18 protein-coding genes and 2 tRNA genes are annotated in these 22,130 nt (G+C 60.6%); 4 read left to right on the forward strand and 16 right to left on the reverse strand.

Annotated features, from left to right (window positions below):
* Window positions 1–38: 38 nt before the first annotated feature.
* The 3 genes from acs to FQ668_RS22525 all read left to right on the forward strand — a co-directional run bounded on the left by acs (window position 39) and on the right by FQ668_RS22525 (window position 5,900).
* Window positions 39–1,973, forward strand: coding sequence for an acetate--CoA ligase (acs, locus tag FQ668_RS22515; protein WP_014592400.1), 1,935 nt, complete (start codon window positions 39–41; stop codon window positions 1,971–1,973).
* 42 nt (window positions 1,974–2,015) lie between these two features.
* Window positions 2,016–2,885 (forward strand): oxygenase MpaB family protein, encoded by an 870-nt coding sequence (locus FQ668_RS22520; protein ID WP_014592401.1) that lies wholly within the window; start codon window positions 2,016–2,018, stop codon window positions 2,883–2,885.
* 78 nt (window positions 2,886–2,963) lie between these two features.
* A complete protein-coding gene (locus FQ668_RS22525) occupies window positions 2,964–5,900 on the forward strand; it encodes a DUF748 domain-containing protein (protein WP_019438973.1) in 2,937 nt (978 codons plus the stop codon).
* 103 nt (window positions 5,901–6,003) lie between these two features.
* Here FQ668_RS22525 and FQ668_RS22530 read toward each other — a convergent pair whose 3' ends face one another.
* Complete coding sequence (locus FQ668_RS22530) at window positions 6,004–6,417, reverse strand: VOC family protein (protein WP_010955354.1); 414 nt, start codon at window positions 6,415–6,417, stop codon at window positions 6,004–6,006.
* Window positions 6,418–6,477: 60 nt separating this feature from the next.
* Here FQ668_RS22530 and FQ668_RS22535 point away from each other — a divergent pair, with 60 nt between their 5' ends.
* Window positions 6,478–6,780, forward strand: coding sequence for a putative quinol monooxygenase (locus tag FQ668_RS22535; RefSeq protein ID WP_014592403.1), 303 nt, complete (start codon window positions 6,478–6,480; stop codon window positions 6,778–6,780).
* 76 nt (window positions 6,781–6,856) lie between these two features.
* On the opposite strand, the gene FQ668_RS22540 is transcribed toward FQ668_RS22535, so the two are convergent.
* From FQ668_RS22540 to ftsH, 15 genes are all read right to left on the reverse strand, one after another.
* Window positions 6,857–7,207 carry a BON domain-containing protein gene (locus tag FQ668_RS22540; RefSeq protein ID WP_003249976.1) on the reverse strand — a complete coding sequence of 117 codons (351 nt, stop codon included), beginning with the start codon at window positions 7,205–7,207 and terminating at the stop codon, window positions 6,857–6,859.
* A 261-nt stretch (window positions 7,208–7,468) separates the two neighbouring features.
* Complete coding sequence (gene pnp / locus FQ668_RS22545; RefSeq protein ID WP_004575780.1) at window positions 7,469–9,574, reverse strand: polyribonucleotide nucleotidyltransferase; 2,106 nt, start codon at window positions 9,572–9,574, stop codon at window positions 7,469–7,471.
* Window positions 9,575–9,824: 250 nt separating this feature from the next.
* A complete protein-coding gene (gene rpsO / locus FQ668_RS22555; RefSeq protein WP_003249971.1) occupies window positions 9,825–10,094 on the reverse strand; it encodes a 30S ribosomal protein S15 in 270 nt (89 codons plus the stop codon).
* 147 nt (window positions 10,095–10,241) lie between these two features.
* Window positions 10,242–11,159, reverse strand: a complete 918-nt coding sequence (gene truB, locus FQ668_RS22560; protein WP_003249968.1) for a tRNA pseudouridine(55) synthase TruB — start codon at window positions 11,157–11,159, stop codon at window positions 10,242–10,244.
* A 3-nt stretch (window positions 11,160–11,162) separates the two neighbouring features.
* Complete coding sequence (rbfA, locus tag FQ668_RS22565) at window positions 11,163–11,561, reverse strand: 30S ribosome-binding factor RbfA (RefSeq protein ID WP_003249967.1); 399 nt, start codon at window positions 11,559–11,561, stop codon at window positions 11,163–11,165.
* A gap of 116 nt (window positions 11,562–11,677) precedes the next feature.
* Window positions 11,678–14,206 (reverse strand): translation initiation factor IF-2, encoded by a 2,529-nt coding sequence (infB, locus tag FQ668_RS22570; protein WP_019438972.1) that lies wholly within the window; start codon window positions 14,204–14,206, stop codon window positions 11,678–11,680.
* A gap of 27 nt (window positions 14,207–14,233) precedes the next feature.
* Window positions 14,234–15,715, reverse strand: a complete 1,482-nt coding sequence (gene nusA / locus FQ668_RS22575) for a transcription termination factor NusA (protein WP_003249963.1) — start codon at window positions 15,713–15,715, stop codon at window positions 14,234–14,236.
* Window positions 15,716–15,774: 59 nt separating this feature from the next.
* Window positions 15,775–16,233, reverse strand: a complete 459-nt coding sequence (gene rimP / locus FQ668_RS22580; RefSeq protein ID WP_003249960.1) for a ribosome maturation factor RimP — start codon at window positions 16,231–16,233, stop codon at window positions 15,775–15,777.
* Window positions 16,234–16,362: 129 nt separating this feature from the next.
* A tRNA-Met gene (locus tag FQ668_RS22585) sits at window positions 16,363–16,439 on the reverse strand.
* Between the two features lie 100 nt (window positions 16,440–16,539).
* Window positions 16,540–16,625: transfer RNA gene (locus FQ668_RS22590), tRNA-Leu, on the reverse strand.
* Between the two features lie 21 nt (window positions 16,626–16,646).
* Window positions 16,647–17,045, reverse strand: coding sequence for a preprotein translocase subunit SecG (gene secG / locus FQ668_RS22595; protein WP_020193781.1), 399 nt, complete (start codon window positions 17,043–17,045; stop codon window positions 16,647–16,649).
* 4 nt (window positions 17,046–17,049) lie between these two features.
* On the reverse strand, window positions 17,050–17,805 hold the full coding sequence (tpiA, locus tag FQ668_RS22600; RefSeq protein WP_019438970.1) for a triose-phosphate isomerase: 756 nt from the start codon (window positions 17,803–17,805) through the stop codon (window positions 17,050–17,052).
* A gap of 65 nt (window positions 17,806–17,870) precedes the next feature.
* Window positions 17,871–19,211, reverse strand: a complete 1,341-nt coding sequence (glmM, locus tag FQ668_RS22605) for a phosphoglucosamine mutase (protein ID WP_014592408.1) — start codon at window positions 19,209–19,211, stop codon at window positions 17,871–17,873.
* Window positions 19,212–19,227: 16 nt separating this feature from the next.
* On the reverse strand, window positions 19,228–20,079 hold the full coding sequence (gene folP / locus FQ668_RS22610) for a dihydropteroate synthase (protein ID WP_019438969.1): 852 nt from the start codon (window positions 20,077–20,079) through the stop codon (window positions 19,228–19,230).
* A gap of 8 nt (window positions 20,080–20,087) precedes the next feature.
* On the reverse strand, window positions 20,088–21,992 hold the full coding sequence (ftsH, locus tag FQ668_RS22615) for an ATP-dependent zinc metalloprotease FtsH (protein ID WP_012053749.1): 1,905 nt from the start codon (window positions 21,990–21,992) through the stop codon (window positions 20,088–20,090).
* Window positions 21,993–22,130 lie beyond the last annotated feature (138 nt).

A 22,130-nucleotide genomic window follows, 5' to 3' on the forward strand; every position in this document is an offset into this window, starting at 1 on the left:
GCAGTCCATCGCCCCTTACAAGAGCAGGACCACCCGCCATGTTCGATATCCGCAAATACCCCCAGGCCCGGGCCGTCAGCCAGTCCGCCGCCCTCACCCCCGAAGACTACCGCCACCTCTACCGCCAGTCGGTCGAAGACCCAGACACCTTCTGGGCCGAACAGGCCAAACGCCTGGACTGGATCAAGCCTTGGTCAAGCGTGCAGCAATGCGACCTGCATACCGGCAAGGCCCGCTGGTTCGACGGTGCGCAACTCAACGTCAGCTACAACTGCATCGACCGTCATCTGGCCCAGCGCGGCGAGCAAACGGCCCTGCTGTGGGAAGGCGACGACCCCAAGGACTCCAAGGCCATCACCTACCGCGAACTGCACCGTCAGGTCTGCCGACTGGCCAATGCAATGAAAGCGCGCGGCGTGAAGAAAGGCGACCGGGTGTGCATCTATATGCCAATGATTCCCGAGGCCGCCTTCGCCATGCTCGCGTGCACCCGCATCGGCGCCATCCACTCGGTGGTGTTCGGCGGTTTCTCCCCCGATGCCTTGCGAGACCGTATTCTCGATGCCGACTGCCGCACCGTGATCACCGCCGATGAAGGCGTGCGTGGCGGCAAGCGCATCCCGCTGAAACAGAACGTCGACAAGGCCCTGGCCAACTGCCCGGCGGTCAGCAGCGTGTTGGTGGTGCGCCGCACTGGCGGCGATGTTGCCTGGGCCCAAGGCCGCGACCTCTGGTACCACGAAGCTACGCAGGACGCCGGCGACGACTGCCCCCCTGAACCGATGGAGGCCGAAGACCCGCTGTTCATCCTCTACACCTCTGGCAGCACCGGCAAACCCAAAGGGGTATTGCATACCACCGGCGGCTACCTGCTACAGGCGGCAATGACCTTCAAGGTGGTGTTCGATTACCGTGACAGAGAAGTGTTCTGGTGCACCGCCGATGTCGGCTGGGTGACCGGCCACAGCTACATCGTCTATGGCCCGCTGGCCAATGGCGCAATCTCGCTGATGTTCGAAGGCGTACCGAACTACCCGGACACCTCGCGCTTCTGGCAAGTGGTAGACAAGCACCAGGTGAACATCTTCTACACCGCTCCGACCGCCCTGCGAGCGCTGATGCGTGAGGGCTCTGCGCCACTGCAGAGCACCTCACGCAAAAGCCTGCGCCTGCTGGGCAGCGTCGGCGAGCCGATCAACCCGGAAGCCTGGGAATGGTATTTCGAGGAGGTCGGGCAAAAGCGCTGCCCGATTGTGGATACCTGGTGGCAGACCGAAACCGGCGGCATCATGCTCACCCCACTGCCCGGCACACAGTCACTCAAACCCGGCTGCGCCACCCAGCCAATGTTCGGCGTGCAACCGGTGCTTCTGGACGAAAAAGGCAAACTGATCGAAGGCCCCGGCGCCGGCGTGCTGGCGATCAAAGCCAGCTGGCCCGGGCAGATTCGCAGCGTCTACGGCGACCACCAACGGATGGTCGACACCTACTTCAAGCCCTTGCCCGGCTACTACTTCACTGGCGACGGTGCCCGCCGCGATGCCGATGGCGACTACTGGATCACCGGGCGCATCGACGATGTGATCAACGTGTCCGGGCACCGCATCGGCACCGCTGAAGTGGAAAGCGCACTGGTGCTGCATGACAGCGTGGCCGAAGCCGCAGTGGTCGGCTACCCCCACGACCTCAAGGGCCAAGGCGTCTACGCCTTCGTCACGACCATGAATGGCGTGACGCCAGATGACACGCTAAAGGCCGAGCTGCTGGCCCTGGTCAGCAAGGAAATCGGCAGCTTCGCCAAGCCTGAGCTGATTCAGTGGGCGCCAGCGCTACCCAAGACGCGCTCAGGCAAGATCATGCGGCGTATACTGCGCAAAATCGCCTGCAATGAGCTGGAGAACCTGGGCGATACCTCGACCCTGGCCGACCCAAGCGTGGTACAGGGCCTGATCGACAAACGCCTCAACCAGTAACTGGCGGCCACCCATCATGGCCGCCCTGCACAGCAGGTCGCCATGGAAGCCCTTCGTCGCCGCATCGAAACCCAGGTCATGAGCCTCACCGGGCTGGCCCTCGGCCAGCTCGACCTGGAATCGCCCAAGGGCGACCCCGGCCTGTTCGGCCCGCAAAGCATCAGCTGGCGGGTACATGGCGACTTCCCGAGCATGCTGGTCGGTGGCATCAGCGCGCTGATGCTGCAGTTGTTGCATCCCCTGGCCTTGGCCGGTGTGTGGGACCACTCCAATTTTCGTGAAGACCTGCTCGGCCGCTTGCGCCGCACCAGCCAGTTCATTTCCGGCACCACCTTCGGCGCCACTGGCGATGCCGAGTGGCTGATCGACAAAGTGCGCACCATTCACCTGCAGGTCACCGGCACGGCACCAGATGGCCGCCCCTATGCGGCCAGCGACCCGGATCTGTTGACCTGGGTGCATGTAGCGGAGGTCAGCCGTTTCCTCGCTGCCCACCTGCGTTACCGCAACCCACGCCTGCCACGCGCCGAGCAGGATGCCTATTACAACGAAATCGCCCTGATCGCCGAGCGCCTTGGCGCCCGTGACGTGCCGCGCTCGTGCCAGCAAGTTGAAGACTATCTGCAACACATACGCCCGCAGCTGCATTGTGATGCGCGCAGCCATGAGGTGATACGAATCCTGCTCGACGCCCCTGCTCCCAGCCGCCTGGCACAGCCGGTTGGCAAACTGATGCTGCACGCGGGTATCGACTTGCTGCCCGGCTGGGCCCAGGCACTGCTCGGCCTGCAGCACGGGCCCCTGCAGCAGCGCCTGATCCGCCTGGGCCTGCAACGCACTGCGCCGGTACTGCGCTGGGCAATGCGCGACGGCTCGGCACACCGAGCCAAACGGCGCATGGGCATTGATTGAGCGCAAAGGGTGGCCCCTGCGGAACTGATTTAACGTGCCATACTCCAAGCACTCCTGCTTAGACTGACGAAGCGACACATGTACAAAGGATTGACTCGCGCCGCTGGCGCAATCGTGGCCTTGGTAGCCCTGTATAGCCTGCTTGGCTTTCTCATTCTTCCTGGTGTCGCACTGCGCATTGCCAACCAGCAGTTGGCCCAATACGCCACCGTGCCGGCCCACCTCGAACGGATCGAACTCAACCCCTTCAGCCTCGAGCTGACGCTGTGGGGCCTGCAGATCGGCGAGCCGGGCAAGGAGCAGGTCGGCTTCGAGCGTCTTTACGCTAACGCCTCGCTCGACAGCCTGTGGACCAAAGCCCTGCATCTGGAAGCGGTGGAACTCGACAAACCGCGCAACGAAGTGCTGTTCGCCAAGGACGGTACCCTCAACCTGACCGGGTTGTTCAAACTCCCGGCCAGCGAAGCCAAACCCGAAGAGCCGCCCAGCGACCCGTTCCCGCTGCGTATTGGCAGCATCAAGCTCGTCGACGGCTACCTGCACTTCGAGGACCTGCGCCCCAGCGAGCCGATCGAGTTCCTCTACGACAACATGAATCTGGAGCTGAAAAACCTCAGCACCCTGCCCAACGACAACGCCGACATGACCTTGGTGGCCAGCGGCCCCAATGGCGGACGCATCGACTGGAAGGGCACGCTGAGCCTGTCGCCGATCGCCTCCGAAGGCACACTGAAGGTCACTGACGGCAAGATGAAGCTGTTCTGGCCCTACGTGCGCGATGCCGTGCCACTGGTGCTGGAAGACGGCGTGGTAAGCCTCGATACGCACTACAAGCTCAACCTCGCCAAACAGACCGAGCTGCTGCTGGATAAGGTCTCCGTGCGCATCGCGCCATTCGCCATCAAGGCGCCGGATGGCCGACCGTTGGCACGCCTGGCCAGCCTGGAGGTTAGCGAAACCACCATTGATCTGGTCAAACAGCAGGTCACCGTGGGCAAGGTTCGCAGCGAAAAGCTCGAAACCTGGGCGGCGCTGGAAAAAGATGGCCAGCTCGACTGGCAGAAGCTGTTCGCCAGCCAACCCGCCAAGGCTACGCCGAAGGAAAAAGCCGAGCCGGCTGCCGCAGAACCTACGCCTGAAGAGAATGCTGCCAAGGAGCCAAGCAAGCCTTGGCAAGTGCTGCTCAAGGACGTGCAGTTGCGCAACTACCTGGTGCACCTGGCAGATCGCAGCCAGAAGGAACCGGTAGCCTTGGACATTGGCCCCCTCAACGCCGACCTGCAAGGTTTCGACAGCCTCAACCAGTCGCCCTTCACCCTCAAACTCGATACCGGTGTGGGCAAGCAAGGCAAGCTGCAGGCCGCAGGCCAGGTCAACCTGGCACCGATATGGGCAAAGCTGGATGTGAGCACCCGCGACATCGACCTGCGTGTGGCCCAGGCCTACATCAGCCCGTTCATCCTGCTGGAGCTGCGCAGCGGCATGCTCTCGAGCGACCTCAAGGTCGACCTGAAGAACACCGCGCCGCTGGCCTTCAATGTGACCGGCAAGGCGCAGGTCAGCCAGTTGCACACCCTCGACACCATCAAGAGCCGCGACTTCGTCAAATGGCAGCAGGTGAACGTCGACGGCTTGTCCTACGTGCACGGCGATGCACTGTCGATCGACAAGGTGACCCTGCTGCAGCCCTATGCACGCTTCATCATCAACGAAGACCGCACCACCAATGTCAATGACCTGCTGATCCCGCAACCGGCCGACGCCCCGGCGAGCAGCCAGCCCAAGCCGACCACGGCCAGCAACAACAAGCCGCTTGGCATCCATATCGGGCAGATCGACATCAACGACGGCTCGGCCAACTTTGCCGACCTGTCGCTTACCCCCAACTTCGCCACGGCCATCCAGCAACTCAACGGCCAGATCGGCACCATCGACAACCGCAAGCCGCTGCCGGCCAAGGTCGAAGTCAAGGGTAAGGTAGACCGCTACGCACCGGTTACCATCAAGGGCGCCCTCAACCCGTTCAACCCACTGGCCAGCCTGGACATTGCCACCAGCTTCAAGCGCGTCGAACTGACCACGTTGACGCCCTACTCCGGCAAGTTCGCCGGCTTCCGCATCCGCAAAGGGCGGCTGAACCTGGACCTGCACTATCTGATCACCAACGGCCAACTCAAGGCCGAGAACAAGGTAGTAGTGGAACAACTGCAGCTGGGCGAGAAAGTCGACAGTCCGGATGCAGTCGACCTTCCGATCCGCCTGGCGGTGGCATTGCTGAAGGATACCGAGGGCAAGATCTCGATTGAGCTGCCGGTGTCTGGCGACCTCAACAACCCGCAATTCAGCGTGATGCCGATTGTTTGGCAAACCCTGCGCAACCTGGTGCTGCGCGCGGCGCAGGCGCCATTCAAATTCATTGGCGGACTGATCAGCGGCGGCAGCTCGGAAGACCTTGGCAATGTGGCGTTCGCCCCCGGCTCCAGCGAACTCAGCGGCGAGGCGCAGTCGTCCCTGGACAAGCTGGCATCCGCGCTGAAAGAGCGCCCGGAACTGCGCCTGGAAATCGAAGGCACCAGCGCCCAGGCCAGCGATGGCCCGCTGATTGCCCAACAGCGCCTTGAGCGTGAGTACCAGGCCACCTGGTACAAGATCCTGCAGCGACGGGGTGACAAGGTGCCGGCCAATGCCTCGATGCTGGTGGTGGACGACAGCGACAAGCCCGCGATGCTCGAAGGCATTTACCGCACCCGCCTGAAACAGCAGCCGCCAGCAGAATGGGAGCAACTGAGCCGTGACGAGCGTACCGCCAAGCTGCGCGCCGCGGTGATCAAGTCTTGGGCTGAGAGTACCGCCTTGCTGCGTACACTGGGCCAGGAGCGGGCCAGCAGCATCAAGGACTACCTCGTGGACAAGGGCAAGCTTGAAGATGACCGGGTGTACTTCATCGACACCAGCCTGGGGCAGCCTGAAAGCGATGGGCGGGTGATTACGCCGATGCATCTGGATGCCGAGTAATCCCCTCCGGCAGGCCTGATCTCTTTCGCAGGCACGCCCGCCCCCACAGACCTGCGCACTACCTGTGGGAGCGGGCGTGCCCGCGAAGAGGCCAGTACGGGCTTCAAACCAACCGCTGCCCCGACACCGCCGGGTGATACAACGGTTGAACCTTGTTCCCGGCCGGGTCCAGCAGGTGGAAGCTGCGTGCGCCGTCACCATGGTTGAACGGCCGGTCGAGCAAGGTCACGCCATGAGCCTTGAAGTACTGGTACCAGGCTTCCAACTCCTCCACGCTGTCGACAATGAACCCGTAGTGATCCAGGGTCTGCAACCCGTTGGCCGCCCCTGCCCCACGCCCCAATGAAAGGTTGTCGTTACCGCAGGTGAGGTACACCAGGTCCTCATTGGCACGATTCAGCACTTCCATGCCCAGCACATCGACGTAGAAGCGTTCACACTCCTCCAGGTTAGGCACCAGCAGGGCAATGTGGCGCAAGCCATTCAGGCGGCCAGGGCGTGCAGGCAATTCGGACATTGGCGAAGCTCCATTTTTGTATACAATTCATTATTGAATTTAAAACAAAAGGAGAGATTTGTGTATAGCCTGTTCATCAAGACCCGAGTGAAGCCTGGATGCGCCGAAGCTTTCCTCAGTGCAATCAAGGTCAATGCTGCAGCTTCCGTGGCGAGTGAGCCAGGCTGCCTGGTGTTCGATGTGTCGCAGGACCGGGTCGATCCGGAGGTGATCTACTTGTACGAAATCTACCGCGATGATGCTGCGTATGAAGCGCATACCCAGACCGCGCATTTTCGCGACAGCCGCCCATTGGTGGAGCCTCTGATCCTTGAGCAGGAATGCTTCGAAAGCGATGTGATCGCGCGCAACCCAGTGTATTGAGCGCAAGAAAAAGCCCTGGCACGGGCCAGGGCTTTGGTGAAAGTGGCCAAATCCATTTGGCCGACGGGACATTCCTTTACTCGGCTTTCAGGCCGTCAGACATTACGCTCTTGACGCCTTTGATGTTCTTGGTGATGCGCACCGCTTCTGCTTTCTGCGATTCGGTAACCTTCACATCAGAAGACAGCGAAACAACACCTTGGCTGGTCTCGACTTTGATGTCGCTGCCTGGGATGCCTTTTTCAGTCAGCAGATCAGCTTTGACCTTGGTAGTGATCCAAGTGTCGGAGCCTTCTTGCTTGGCGTTGTCGACGGTGTTGGCCGCCAACATGACTGGAGCCTGGGTTGGCTCAGCGGCGAATGCACCGTTAGCCATGGTCAGGGTCAGAGCGGTAGCAGTAGCGGCAGCAATGGCGAACTTCTTCATGTGGGTCACTCCTGTTTTTCGAAGGGTCTGCGCCGTATGTCCTGGCGTCAGGTATGAAGGTAGTTGCATGGGCTGTGCCAGCTTAGCCTCCCCGTTTATTTCCTTTTAAATCAAACAGTTAGCAAAACACCATCGCAGTTGGGGTCGTGCATTTTGCAATCTGCGCGGTAAACCTGCATGCAAGATGCAAGTCCGCAAAAGGTTCCCGTCCCCATGAAAAAAGGGCCCCGAAGGGCCCTTTCTCTATTGCGTGACGGTCGCTTAGACGCCCGAGGCCTTGGCCGCAGCGACGTCCTTGATCGACAGCTTGATACGGCCGCGGTTATCCACGTCCAGTACCAGCACTTCGACTTCCTGGCCTTCCTTGAGGATGTCGGTGACTTTCTCGACGCGAGCATCGCTCAGCATGGAGATGTGCACCAGGCCGTCCTTGCCAGGCAGGATGTTGACGAAGGCGCCGAAATCGACGATGCGCTCGACCTTGCCGACGTAGATCTTGCCGATCTCGGCCTCAGCGGTGATGCCCAGGATGCGCTGCTTGGCAGCATCTGCCGCTTCCTTGGTTTCGCCGAAGATCTTGATCGAGCCGTCGTCTTCGATGTCGATCGAAGCCTTGGTCTCTTCGCAGATGGCGCGAATGGTGGCGCCGCCTTTACCGATGACGTCGCGGATCTTGTCGGTGTCGATCTTCATCGCGATCATGGTTGGGGCGTTGGCCGACAGTTCGGTACGCGACTGACCAATGACCTGGTTCATCTGGCCGAGGATGTTCAGGCGCGCTTCCAGGGCTTGGCCCAGGGCGATTTCCATGATCTCTTCGGTGATGCCGTTGATCTTGATGTCCATCTGCAGCGCGGTGACGCCTTTGGCGGTACCGGCTACCTTGAAGTCCATGTCGCCCAGGTGGTCTTCGTCACCCAGGATGTCAGTCAGGACTGCGAACTTGTCGCCTTCCTTGACCAGGCCCATGGCGATACCGGCAACTGGCGCCTTCATCGGCACACCAGCGTCCATCAGGGCCAGGGATGCACCGCAGACCGAAGCCATGGAGCTGGAACCGTTGGATTCGGTGATTTCCGAAACCACGCGGATGGTGTACGGGAACACGTCAGCAGCAGGCAGCATGGCCTGAACCGAACGGCGGGCCAGACGGCCGTGGCCGATTTCGCGACGGCCAGCACCGCCCATGCGGCCACACTCACCTACCGAGAACGGTGGGAAGTTGTAGTGCAGCATGAAGGGGTCTTTCTTCTCGCCTTCGAGGGTGTCCAGCAGCTGGGCATCACGGGCAGTACCCAGGGTCGCAACGACCAGGGCCTGGGTTTCGCCACGGGTGAACAGTGCCGAACCGTGAGTTTTCGGCAGCACACCCACTTCGATGTTCAGCGGGCGTACAGTCTTGGTGTCGCGGCCGTCGATACGTGGCTTGCCGTTGACGATGTTTTCGCGAACGGTGCGGTATTCGATTTCGCCGAAGATGTCTTTTACTTCGGAAGCCGAAGGCTGGCCTTCTTCACCGGAGAACTTGGCAACCGCCTGGTCACGCAGCTCGCCCAGACGCGCGTAGCGGTCGGCCTTGACGGTGATGGTGTAACCCTGCGAAACCGCTTCGCCGAACTCGGCGCGGATAGCATTGAACAGCTCGGTGTTGGCAACGGCAGGTTTCCAGTCCCAAGTCGGCTTGCCAGCTTCGGCAGCCAGCTCTTTGACAGCCTGGATAACAGCCTGGAATTCGTCGTGGGCGAAAAGTACGGCACCCAGCATCTGGTCTTCAGTCAGCTCTTGAGCTTCCGATTCAACCATCAGGACAGCGTCGGAGGTACCGGCAACGACCATGTCCAGGCTCGAGGCAGCCAGTTGCTCATAGGTCGGGTTCAGCAGGTAGCCAGTGCTTTCGTGGAAGGCAACGCGGGCAGCGCCGATCGGGCCTTCGAACGGAATACCGGAAATGGCCAGGGCAGCCGAGGTACCGATCATCGCAGCGATGTCCGGGTCGGTCTTCTTGCTGGTGGAAACCACGGTGCAGACGACCTGCACTTCGTTCATGAAGCCTTCCGGGAACAGCGGACGGATCGGACGGTCGATCAGGCGAGAGGTCAGCGTCTCTTTCTCGGAAGGACGGCCTTCACGCTTGAAGAAGCCACCTGGGATCTTGCCAGCGGCGTAGGTCTTTTCCTGGTAGTGAACCGACAGCGGGAAGAAACCCTTGCCTGGATCAGCCTGTTTGGCACCTACCACAGTCACCAGCACGGTGACGTCGTTGTCGACGGTAACCAGCACGGCGCCGGTTGCCTGACGGGCAATACGGCCCGTTTCGAGAGTGACGGTCGATTGACCGAACTGGAAAGTCTTGATTACCGGGTTCACGGTTTCCTACCTTTTTCAGTGGCTCTTGGGGGAACTGGTTTCTTGCGAATTCTTGGGCAGAACGGGGAATCGGCCCCATTGACCGTCCAGATACAACACGAGGCTGGGAGCCTGGCACCAAGCGGAAAAACCGCTCAGCATTGCCAGGCTGCCAACCTCGGAGATACGCGTGAAGTGCCCAACGGCAGCGCTGCAAAACAGCCCTGCCGAAGCCTGCGACACCCCACGCACACCACTGACCAGGCCGCTATTAGCGACGCAGGCCCAGGCGACCGATCAGGGCGCTGTAACGAGTGGTGTCTTTGCCCTTCAGGTAATCCAGCAGCTTACGACGCTGGTTGACCATACGGATCAGACCACGACGGGAGTGGTGGTCTTTGTCGTTGGCCTTGAAGTGGCCTTGCAGCTTGTTGATGTTGGCGGTCAGCAGAGCAACCTGCACTTCCGGGCTACCGGTATCGCCGGCGGCTTGCTGATATTCGGCAACGATCTGAGCTTTTTCTTCAACGCTGAGGGCCATTTGGCTTCTCCTGATAACGGATCCCGCATGCGGGGTCCAATAGGCCAGGGACAAATCCCTGTATTAATAAAAAAGGTGTGACCGTGCCTACTGACAGCCACCCTTGATGCCGTGGGGCTCGGCAACTGCCTGACCCCGCGGTTTCGGTCATTCCGACCGAATTAGCCGACGCGGCGCAATGCGCCCGTCTTCGCTCACTTCACCGATACCGATGAAGCGTGCATTGTGATCCTGTACCCGAACCATGCCAAATTGTGGCGCGTCCGGCGCGCGTACCGCCTGGCCATGCAGCCAGTAGAACGCACTGTGTTCCGACAGGCTGACCAACGGCCAGTCCTGCAGCCCGCTGTCCGATGGCATCAGGAAGCGGTCGAGCGCTTCGTTGCCACCTTCGGCATGGGCCTGTTCGAGTTCCTCGAGGGTGACCGTCTGTGCCAGCGCAAAGGGCCCTGCCTGGGTCCTGCGCAGCTCGGCGACATAGGCGCCGCAACCAAGGGCTTCACCGATATCCTCCACCAGCGTGCGGATATAGGTGCCTTTGCTGCATCCTACGCTCAGCCGGGCACGGGTGCCTTCGCACTCGAGCAACTCCAAGCGGTTAATAGTAACAGAACGCGCCTCGCGCTCCACTACCTCTCCTGCACGTGCCAGCTTGTACAACGGCTGGCCGTCACGCTTGAGCGCCGAGTACATAGGCGGTATCTGGCTGATCGGGCCGCGAAAACGTGGCAGCAGTGCTTCGATGTCGGCGCGACCAACGGTCACGTCGCGGGTCTGCAGCACCTCACCCTCGGCATCGCCGGTGTTGGTAGTCTGCCCCATCTGCATGACGGTTTCGTAGCCCTTGTCGGAATCCAGCAAGTACTGCGAAAACTTGGTCGCTTCACCGAAGCACAGCGGCAACACGCCGGTTGCCAGTGGGTCGAGGCTACCGGTATGGCCGGCCTTTTCCGCGTTCAGCAGCCAACGCACTTTCTGCAAGGCGGCATTGGACGTGAAGCCCAGCGGCTTGTCGAGCAGGATGATGCCGCTGACATTGCGGCGGATACGTTTGACCTGGGCCACCGCTTACTCCTTGGTGTCCGACTCGTCGGCATCCTTGTGCAGGCGGTCTTCGGCCACTGCACGCTCGATCAGCGCCGACAGGTGCACACCACGGCTGACACTTTCATCGAAATGGAAGTGCAGCTGCGGCACGCTGCGCAGTTGCATCGAACGCCCCAGGTGCAGACGCAGGAAGCTGGCAGCGCTATTCAATGCCTTGAGCGATTGCTGCACAGCATCCGGGGTTTCCTCGCCCATGACGGTGATGAACACCTTGGCATGGCCCAGGTCACGGCTCACGTCCACGGCGGTGATAGTCACCAGACCGACACGCGGGTCCTTGACTTCGCGACGGATCAGCTCGGCCAGCTCGCGCTGCATCTGATCGCCAATACGTTGGGTACGGCTATATTCTTTGGCCATTCTTGCTACCTGTAACTTAAAGCGGCAAACGCCCGGACAGACGAATGCCTGACCGGGCGCTACCTGAAGAGGTACCGCAAGCCGCCCTGTAGCAGGCGCTTGCGGCTCGCTCGCCCTTAAAGGGTACGAGCCACCTGGACTTTCTCGAAGACTTCGATCTTGTCGCCGACCTTGACGTCGTTGTAGCTCTTGACGCCAATACCGCACTCCATGCCCGAACGGACTTCGGAAGCATCGTCCTTGAAGCGACGCAGCGATTCCAGTTCGCCTTCGAAGATCACAACGTCATCACGCAGTACGCGAATCGGACGGTTGCGGTACACGGTACCCTCGATGACCATACAGCCAGCGATGGCGCCGAACTTCGGCGAACGGAACACGTCACGTACTTCGGCGACACCCAGGATGTTCTCGCGAACATCGCTGCCGAGCATGCCGGTCAGGGCCTTCTTGACGTCTTCGATGATGTCGTAGATCACGTTGTAATAACGCATATCCAGACCTTCCTGCTCGACGATCTTGCGCGCACCGGCATCGGCACGCACGTTGAAGCCGAACAGTACAGCATTCGAAGCCAGCGCCAGGTTGGCGTCGCTCTCGGTGATACCACCGACGCCACCACCTATCACGCGTACTTGCACTTCGTCGTTGCCCAGGCCGCCGAGCGAACCCTGCAGCGCTTCCAGAGAACCACGCACATCGGTCTTGAGAACGATGTTGAGGGTTTTCTTCTCTTCCTGACCCATGGTCTCGAAGATGTTTTCCAGCTTGCCGGCGTGAGCACGGGCCAGCTTGACCTCGCGATACTTGCCTTGACGGAACAGGGCAACTTCACGGGCTTTCTTCTCGTCGGCAACCACGGACAGCTCGTCACCGGCTTCCGGAGTACCGTCCAGGCCGAGGATTTCGACCGGGATCGACGGGCCAGCTTCCTTCACAGGCTTGCCGTTCTCGTCGAGCATGGCGCGAACGCGGCCATAGTTGGAACCGCACAGGACCATGTCGCCCTGACGCAGGGTACCGTCCTGAACCAGGATGGTCGCCACCGGGCCACGGCCCTTGTCCAGGCGCGATTCGACGACCACACCACGACCTGGCGCGGTTGGGGTAGCGGTCAGTTCGAGGATCTCGGCCTGCAGCAGAACGGCTTCGAGCAGCTCGTCGACACCGGTACCCATCTTCGCCGAAACCTTGACGAACGGCGTGTCACCACCCCAGTCCTCGGAGGTAACGCCTTCGACGGACAGCTCGTTACGGATGCGATCGAGGTCAGCACCTGGCTTGTCGATCTTGTTCACCGCAACGACCAGCGGAACACCGGCTGCCTTGGCATGCTGAACGGCTTCGCGGGTTTGTGGCATCACACCGTCGTCCGCCGCCACCACCAGGATGACGATGTCGGTCGCCTTGGCACCACGGGCACGCATCTGGGTAAACGCAGCGTGGCCTGGGGTATCGAGGAAGGTGACCATGCCGCGGTCGGTTTCCACGTGGTAGGCACCGATGTGCTGGGTGATACCACCGGCTTCGCCAGCGGCAACCTTGGCACGACGGATGTAGTCGAGCAGCGAGGTCTTACCATGGTCAACGTGACCCATGACGGTAACCACCGGCGCACGCGACTCGGTCTGGCCTTCGAACTTCAGCGATTCGGCCAGGGAGTCTTCCAGGGCGGTGTCGCTGACCAGCGTGACCTTGTGGCCCAGCTCTTCGGCGATCAGCTGAGCGGTTTCCTGATCGAGCACCTGGTTGATGGTGACCGGGGTCCCCATCTTGAACATGAACTTGACCACTTCAGCGCCCTTGACGGACATCTGGTTGGCCAGCTCGGAGACGGTGATGGTCTCGCCGATGGTCACGTCACGGATGACGGGGCCGGTCGGGTTCTGGAAGCCGTGCTGATTACGCTTTTTCAGCTTGCTCTTGCCACCACGACCACGACGAGCGCCATCGCTCTCTTCGTCGGTAGTGCGCGGAGCAGCACGCGGAGTCGGCGCCTTTTCCTTCTCCTTGACCTTGACCTTGATCGACACACGAGGCGCCTCGCCACGACGACGGTCGTCATCACGGGTACGGCTTTCGTTGCGACGGGTCTCGTCTTTCTTGCGCTCGGCAGCACGGGCTGCGGCGTCTTCAGAGGCCGGAGCGTCTGCGACTACCGGGGCCGGAGCAGCGGCAGGAGCCGGCTCTGGCTTGGCAGCAGGCGCTGGAGCGGCTGCAGTGGAGCCGGCCGCCTGACGGCGAGCCTGCTCTTCGTTGCGCTGGCGAACTTCGGCCTCGACCTTGTCGCGAGCGGCATTTTCAGCCGCACGGCGCTCATCCAGCTCACGCTTCTGCTCAGCCTGGATTTCTTCAGGGCTGCGCTGCACGAAAACTTTCTTCTTGCGTACTTCTACGCTGATGCTTTTGCTACCGGCGACACGCAGGGTGCTGGTGGTTTTGCGCTGCAAGGTAATCTTGCGCGGCTCTTCCGCCTTGCTTTTGTGGCTGCTTTTCAAATGAGTCAGCAGGGTCTGCTTCTCATTGTCGGTCACTACCTGACCGGCGTCGGTGTGCGGCAGACCTGCCTCACGCATCTGCTGCAGCAGGCGCTCTACCGGTGCCTCGACCTCTTGGGCCAGTTCTTTCACCGTGACTTGCGTCATGCACTTCTCTCCTCAGGCCGCGCCTAATTACTCGAACCAGTGGGCTCGGGCGGCCATGATCAACTTGCCGGCACGCTCTTCGTCGATGCCGTCGATGTCGAGCAGATCGTCGATCGACTGCTCGGCCAGGTCTTCGCGGTTAACCACGCCGCGCACCGCCAGTTCAGCCGCCAGGTCTTTGTCCATGCCCTCAAGGGAGAGCAGGTCTTCGGCCGGGTGGGCGTCTGCCAGTTTTTCTTCGGTAGCGATGGCCTTGGTCAACAAACGGTCCTTGGCTCGAGCGCGGAGCTCATTGACGATGTCTTCGTCAAAGCCATCGATGTTGAGCATTTCTTCCAACGGTACGTAGGCAATTTCTTCAAGGCTGGTGAAGCCTTCGTCGACCAGCACTTGGGCCAGCTCCTCGTCGACTTCCAGTTCCTCGATGAAATTGCGCAGGATGTCACCGGTTTCGGCCTGTTGCTTGGCCTGGATGTCCTTCTCGGTCATCACGTTCAGGGTCCAGCCGGTCAACTGACTGGCCAGGCGAACGTTCTGACCGCCACGGCCAATGGCCTGGGCCAGGTTGTCCTCGGCGACGGCGATGTCCATGGCATGGGCATCTTCATCAACGATGATCGCCGCGACTTCAGCCGGCGACATGGCGTTGATGACGAACTGCGCCGGGTTATCGTCCCACAGGACGATATCCACACGCTCACCACCCAGCTCCCCGGATACGGCCTGGACGCGCGAACCACGCATGCCGATACAGGCACCTTGCGGATCGATACGCTTGTCCTTGGAGCGGACGGCAATCTTGGCTCGCGAACCCGGATCACGGGAAGCAGCCATGACTTCGATGAGGCCCTCGGCAATTTCCGGCACTTCAATGCGGAAAAGCTCGATCAGCATCTGCGGCGCGGTGCGCGACAGAATCAGCTGTGGGCCACGGTTTTCGGTGCGAATTTCCTTGAGCAGCGCACGCAGGCGCACGCCAACACGGAAGGTTTCGCGCGGAATGATGTCTTCGCGAGCCAGCAAGGCCTCGGCGTTGTTGCCCAGGTCAACGATGACGTTGTCGCGGGTAACCTTTTTTACGGTACCGGAGATGATCTCGCCAACGCGCTCACGGTAGGCATCGACCACCTGGGCACGCTCGGCCTCACGGACCTTCTGCACGATGACCTGCTTGGCGGTCTGGGCGGCAATACGACCGAACTCGATGGACTCGATCTTCTCTTCGATCACGTCACCGACCTTGGCTTCAGGGTGGGTGTCCTTGATCTTGTCCAGCCAGGTCTCGATCGCCGGATCATCAAGATCGGCTTCGTCGACCACGGTCCAGCGACGGAAAGTCTCGTAGCTACCGGTGTGGCGGTTGATTTCCACACGTAGGTCGACTTCGTCTTCAAAACGTTTTTTGGTTGCAGTGGCCAGGGCCACTTCCAGCGCTTCGAAAATGACGCCGGGCGGTACACCTTTTTCGTTGGATACCGATTCAACAACCAGCAGTACTTCTTTGCTCATCGTACGCCTCGCCTTGCGCAAGCCATTGGGCCCGGATAGTCCGCCGGGCCCGGCACGTCTCAGTCAAAACTGGGAATAATATTGGCCTTGTCGATCGAGTCGATCGGTAACAGGAACTCCTGGTTGTCCACCTGGACCACCACATCCTGCTCCTCCACACCGCGGAGAAGGCCCTGGAAGTTACGACGACCCTCGAAGGGTGAGCGCAGCTTGATCTTCACTTGTTCGCCGGCATGCGAGGCAAACTGTTCCAGCGTGAACAGTGGGCGATCCATGCCTGGAGAAGACACCTCGAGGGTGTACTCACTGCTGATTGGATCTTCCACATCGAGGATTGCGCTGGCCTGACGGCTGACTGCTTCGCAGTCGTCCACCAGAATACCGCCTTCCTTGTCGATGTAGATGCGCAGTACCGAATGCTTACCCTGGGAAACGTATTCGATCCCCCAGCACTGATAGCCCAGACCCTCGACAACCGGGGCCAACAAGGCCTGCAACTGTTCTAGCTTGCTCGACACCTGAACCCCCTCGTGCATGCTGTGCAAATAAAAAATGGGCGAAGCGCCCATCCCTGAAAGCGCCGTAGGACAACGACGCCGAAACTGTTCGGTTAGCAAAAAGCCCCTGAAAAGGGGCTCCGCTGAAGCTGGTTGCGGGGGCTGGATTTGAACCAACGACCTTCGGGTTATGAGCCCGACGAGCTACCAAGCTGCTCCACCCCGCGACAAAGCTGGGGCAAAAGTATAAGACCGAACCCTGTTGAGGGTCAAATCCAAACATTCACCTACAAGAAAGCCCGCTAAAGCGGGCTCTCAAGCTTTAATTGGTACCGAGAAGGGGACTCGAACCCCTACACCCTATGGGCACAACCACCTCAAGGTTGCGTGTCTACCAATTCCACCACCTCGGCAATACTACTACTTGAAACCCGTTACTTCTGCTCTTGAGCCGGAGGAGGTACATCACCCGTATTATTGGTGGTTTCGCTCTTCTGCTGTTGGAGCACCGGTACATCATCATTAACTGCCGGTTTTTGCGGCTCTTTCACTTCTAGCACTGCTGGATCTGGAAGACCTGCTTGGCTAAGCTGGTGAGCTTGTTGCTTCGCGAAGTATCCTAACCCAAGTGCTGTCAAAAAGAAAGTGGCAGCGAGTATAGCAGTTAATTTACTTAGGAACGTTGCAGAGCCTTGGCTCCCGAACACGGTGTTTGAGGCCCCCGCGCCGAAAGATGCACCTGCTTCAGCACCTTTACCCTGTTGCAACAGAACCAGCACTACAAGCGACAGCGCTGCCAACAGATGAAAAACAACGATGACTGTTTCCAGCATTTGTTCAGTTTCCTGCGGCGCGACAAATTGCACCGAATTCGTCTGCGTTCAGGGAAGCCCCACCAATGAGACCCCCATCGATATCCGGCATGCCGAACAGTTCGGCCGCATTGGCCGCCTTCACGCTGCCGCCGTATAGCAACTGCACCTTCGCAGCCACTTCAGCATCTTCTGCCGCCAACTGGCCGCGGATGGCGGCGTGCACATCCTGGGCCTGCTGTGGCGTGGCCGTAAGGCCTGTACCGATGGCCCATACAGGCTCATAGGCAATTACTGCATCGGCAAAAGCCTTAACACCGAATGCTTCGATGATACTGCTTAGTTGACGCCCGACAACTTCGAGCGTCTTGCCAGCCTCGCGCTCCTCAAGGGTTTCCCCTATGCAAAGCACTGGCTTCAAGCCTTTGGCCTGGGCTGCTGCAAACTTGCGATTGAGCACTTCGTCGGTTTCACCAATAATCTGGCGACGCTCCGAATGGCCAATCAACACCAACTTGCAACCTGCTTCAACCAGCTGCTCGGGAGCAACTTCCCCGGTCAGCGCACCCTGTTCGGGTTGTACAGCAGAATTCTGTGCGCCGACAGTAATTTCTTTACCTGCCAGGCCATCAATCACCTGATTGATGAACAAGGCCGGTGGAAATACGGCGACTTCCACTTCGCTCGGCAAGGCGAGATTACTCAAGCCTTTGGTCAGCTCAGCGACGCTAGCGCGGGTACCGTGCATTTTCCAGTTACCAGCTACCATAGGGCGACGCATGCTTTACCTCGTCGGTCAAAGTGGGCGCAGATCTTACCCAACCAGATCTGCGCTGGCAAGCGCCTTCAGACACAAACTTCGCCGACCAGTTTGGCCAGCGCTTCAGCATGGGCCCGCACCTGGCTTTCGTCCTCGCCCTCAACCATGACCCGCACCAACGGCTCGGTACCGGACTTGCGCAACAGCACACGACCCCGCCCCGCCAGCGCTTCGGTAACCTTGGCACTGGCTTCCTTGACGGCGGGGTGCTCCAGCGGGTCGACCTTGCTGGCGCCAAAGCGCACATTGATCAGCACCTGCGGGCACTTGCGCAGGGCCTGACGGGCCTGGGCCAGGGTTTCGCCCCGGCGCTTGAGCGCCATCAGCACCTGCAGCGCGGCAATGATCGCATCGCCCGTTGTGGTGTGGTTGCAGCACACGACGTGACCGGAGTTTTCACCGCCGACCAGCCATTCACGCTCCAACAGCTCGGCCATGACGTAACGGTCGCCGACCTTGGCCCGCACAAACGGGATGTCCAGGTCCTTGAGCGCCAGCTCCAGGCCCAGGTTACTCATCAGCGTACCGACCACCCCGCCTTGCAGCTTGCCATGCTCCTGCAGGTCGCGAGCGATGATGAACAGCAGCTCGTCACCGTCGACGATGGCGCCCGTGTGGTCGACCATCAGCACGCGATCGCCGTCACCGTCAAAGGCAATGCCGAGATCGGCATGCCCGACCAGTACAGCGGCCTGCAGCGATTCGATGTGTGTCGAGCCGCAACCTTCGTTGATGTTCAGGCCGTCCGGTTGCGCATGCAGCACGGTCACGTCGGCACCCAGCTCACGGAATACGCTGGGCGCAACCTTGTAGGTAGCACCATGGGCGCAGTCGACCACCAGCTTGAGGCCGTCGAAGCTGGTGCTGCTCGGCACGCTGCTCTTGCAGAATTCGATGTAGCGGCCGGCGGCATCGTTGATACGCGAAACCTTGCCCAGCTTGCCCGACTCGACAACGGTCATCGGTTGGTCGAGCAGCTCTTCGATCATCAGCTCGACCTCGTCCGGCAGCTTGGTGCCCTGGCCCGAGAAGAACTTGATGCCGTTGTCATCGTGCGGGTTGTGCGAGGCACTGATGACGATGCCGGCTTCGGCGTGGAAGGTACGCGTGAGGTAAGCGATGGCCGGTGTCGGCATCGGCCCGAGCAGCATCACATCGGCACCTGCCGCGGACAGGCCGGCTTCGAGTGCGGACTCGAACATGTAGCCGGAGATGCGCGTGTCCTTGCCCACCAGTACGCGGCAATGGCCTTGCTTGCGGAAGGCCATGCCGGCCGCCCAGCCAAGCTTCAGCATGAAGTCAGGCGTGATCGGGTATTCGCCGACGCGGCCACGAATGCCGTCGGTACCAAAGTATTTTCTGCTCATAGGGACTCCAATGTTCTTATTCGGCGTTTTGCACCGCAGCGATCATGCGTACCACATCAACGGTTTCGGCCACGTCATGTACCCGAAGGATGCTCGCCCCTTTGGTCATGGCCAACGCCGCCAGCGCAAGGCTGCCGTACAAGCGCTCGCCGACCGGACGTTCCAGCGTCAGGCCGATCATGCTCTTTCGTGAAACGCCCACCAGCAGTGGGCGCCCAAGGCGATAGAGCGCTTCCATGTGCTTGAACAGGCTCAGATTGTGCGCCAGTGTCTTGGCGAAACCGAAGCCCGGGTCAAGGATGATTCTATCAGCGTCGATGCCCGCTGCTGCGCAGGCGGCCATCCGCTGTTCAAGATAACGGGTGACGTCGGCGGTCACGTCCTGGTACTGCGGATCGTCCTGCATGTTGCCTGGCTCGCCACGCATGTGCATGAGGCACACCGGCAGACCGGTATCCGCCGCAGCGTCCAGGGCGCCGTCGCGCTCCAGGGCCCGCACGTCGTTGATCAGCCCGGCACCCAGGCGTGCTGCTTCACGCATGACAGCAGGCGTGGAGGTATCGACCGAAATGACCACGTCGAGGCGACTGTTGATGGCCTCGACCATTGGCGCCACACGCTCCAGCTCCTCGGTCACCGAGACTGCACGCGCACCCGGGCGCGTGGACTCGCCACCGATGTCGATCAGCGTTGCGCCGGCGGCAACCATCGCTTCGGCGTGGCGCAGGGCCTCGTCGCGCTGACTGAAACGACCGCCATCGGAGAAGGAATCGGGGGTGATATTGAGAATACCCATGACATGGGTATGCGACAAATCAAGAACCCGGTTGCCGCAAGGCAACCGGGTGGGGTACTGCACTGAGCTCATAGATGCCCTTAGTGTTCAGCCGCTGGGCCGCCGATTGGCGATTCCGGACGCTCATCCTGGGCCGCAGGCGTGCCCGAGTGCTTGTCATCGTCCCAATCACGTGGCTCACGTGGTGTGCGCCCAGCCATGATGTCGTCAATCTGATCGGCATCGATGGTCTCGTACTTCATCAGCGCTTCGGTCATCGCCTCGAGCTTGTCGCGGTTGTCGATCAGCAACTGCTTGGCAGTGGCATAGCACTGATCGATGATGCTGCGCACCTCGGAGTCGATCAATTTGGCAGTCTCGCCGGACACGCTGGCATGCTGGCTACCGGCACTGCGGCCGAGGAACACCTCGCCCTCTTCCTCTGCATACATCAGCGGGCCGAGCTTCTCGGACAGGCCCCATTTGGTCACCATGTTACGAGCGAGCTGGCTGGCGCGCATGATGTCGTTGGACGCGCCAGTGGTCACGCCATCGAAGCCCAAGGTCATCTCCTCGGCGATACGGCCGCCATACAGCGAGCAGATCTGGCTGATCAGCGCACGCTTGGAGAGGCTGTAGCGGTCTTCTTCCGGCAGGAACATGGTCACACCCAAGGCACGACCACGCGGGATGATCGAAACCTTGTAGACCGGGTCGTGCTCAGGCACCAGGCGACCGACAATGGCGTGGCCAGCCTCGTGATAGGCAGTGTTTCTCTTTTCCTTTTCGGACATGACCATGGTCTTGCGCTCAGCGCCCATCATGATCTTGTCCTTGGCCAGCTCGAACTCTTTCATTTCGACCAGGCGCTTGTTGGAACGCGCGGCAAACAGCGAAGCCTCGTTGACCAGGTTGGCCAGGTCGGCGCCGGAGAAGCCTGGGGTACCACGCGCGATGACCGCCGGGTTGACGTTCTCGCCGATCGGCACCTTGCGCATGTGCACCTTGAGGATCTGCTCGCGACCACGAATGTCCGGCAGGCCCACCACCACCTGGCGGTCGAAGCGGCCGGGGCGCAGCAGCGCAGGGTCGAGCACATCCGGACGGTTGGTGGCGGCGATGACGATGATGCCATCGTTCATCTCGAAGCCGTCCATCTCCACCAGCAACTGGTTGAGGGTTTGCTCACGCTCGTCGTGACCGCCGCCCATGCCGGCGCCACGATGGCGACCAACGGCGTCGATCTCGTCGATGAAGATGATGCACGGGGCGTGCTTCTTGGCCTGCTCGAACATGTCGCGCACACGGCTGGCACCGACACCCACGAACATTTCCACGAAGTCCGAACCGGAAATGGTGAAGAACGGTACTTTCGCTTCGCCCGCAATGGCCTTGGCCAGCAGGGTCTTACCGGTACCGGGTGGGCCAACCATCAGCACACCGCGCGGGATACGGCCGCCCAGGCGCTGGAACTTGCCCGGATCGCGCAGGAACTCGACCAGCTCACCAACCTCTTCCTTGGCCTCGTCGCAGCCCGCAACGTCAGCCAGCGTGGTCTTGACCTGGTCTTCGGACAACAGGCGTGCCTTGCTCTTGCCGAAGCTCATCGGCCCGCCCTTGCCGCCCGCGCCCCCTTGCATCTGGCGCATGAAGAACATGAACACGGCAATGATCACCAGGATCGGGAAGCTCGCCACCAGCAACTGCGTCCAGATGCTCTGCTGCTCAGGCTGCTTGCCTTCGACGACCACGTGGTTGTCGACCAGGTCGCCGATCAGGCCATTGTCGGTAATGGCCGGGCGCACAGTCTTGAAGTTGTCGCCGTCGGTGCGCTTGCCGGTAATGATGTAGCCATCGACGGTCACACGCTCGACCTTGCCATCCTTGACCTGCTGGATGAAGTCGGAGTAGTTGAGGGTCTGCGGCTCGTTAGGGCTGGAGAAGTTGTTCATCACTGTCACCAGGACAGCTGCGATGATCAACCACAGGATCAGATTCTTTGCCATGTCGTTCAATTAGCTACCCTCTGAGGCCGGCGCACGACGCAGCCGTGCCTCGCATGATATTCATCGCCCTAACTTACTACATTACCTACGCAGCCGCAGGCACCGTCTGTAACCCTTTGTGAAAGCTAGACTACACGA

This window comes from Pseudomonas sp. Kh14 (assembly GCF_900291005.1).
GTDB classification, from domain to species: Bacteria; Pseudomonadota; Gammaproteobacteria; order Pseudomonadales; family Pseudomonadaceae; genus Aquipseudomonas; species Aquipseudomonas alloputida.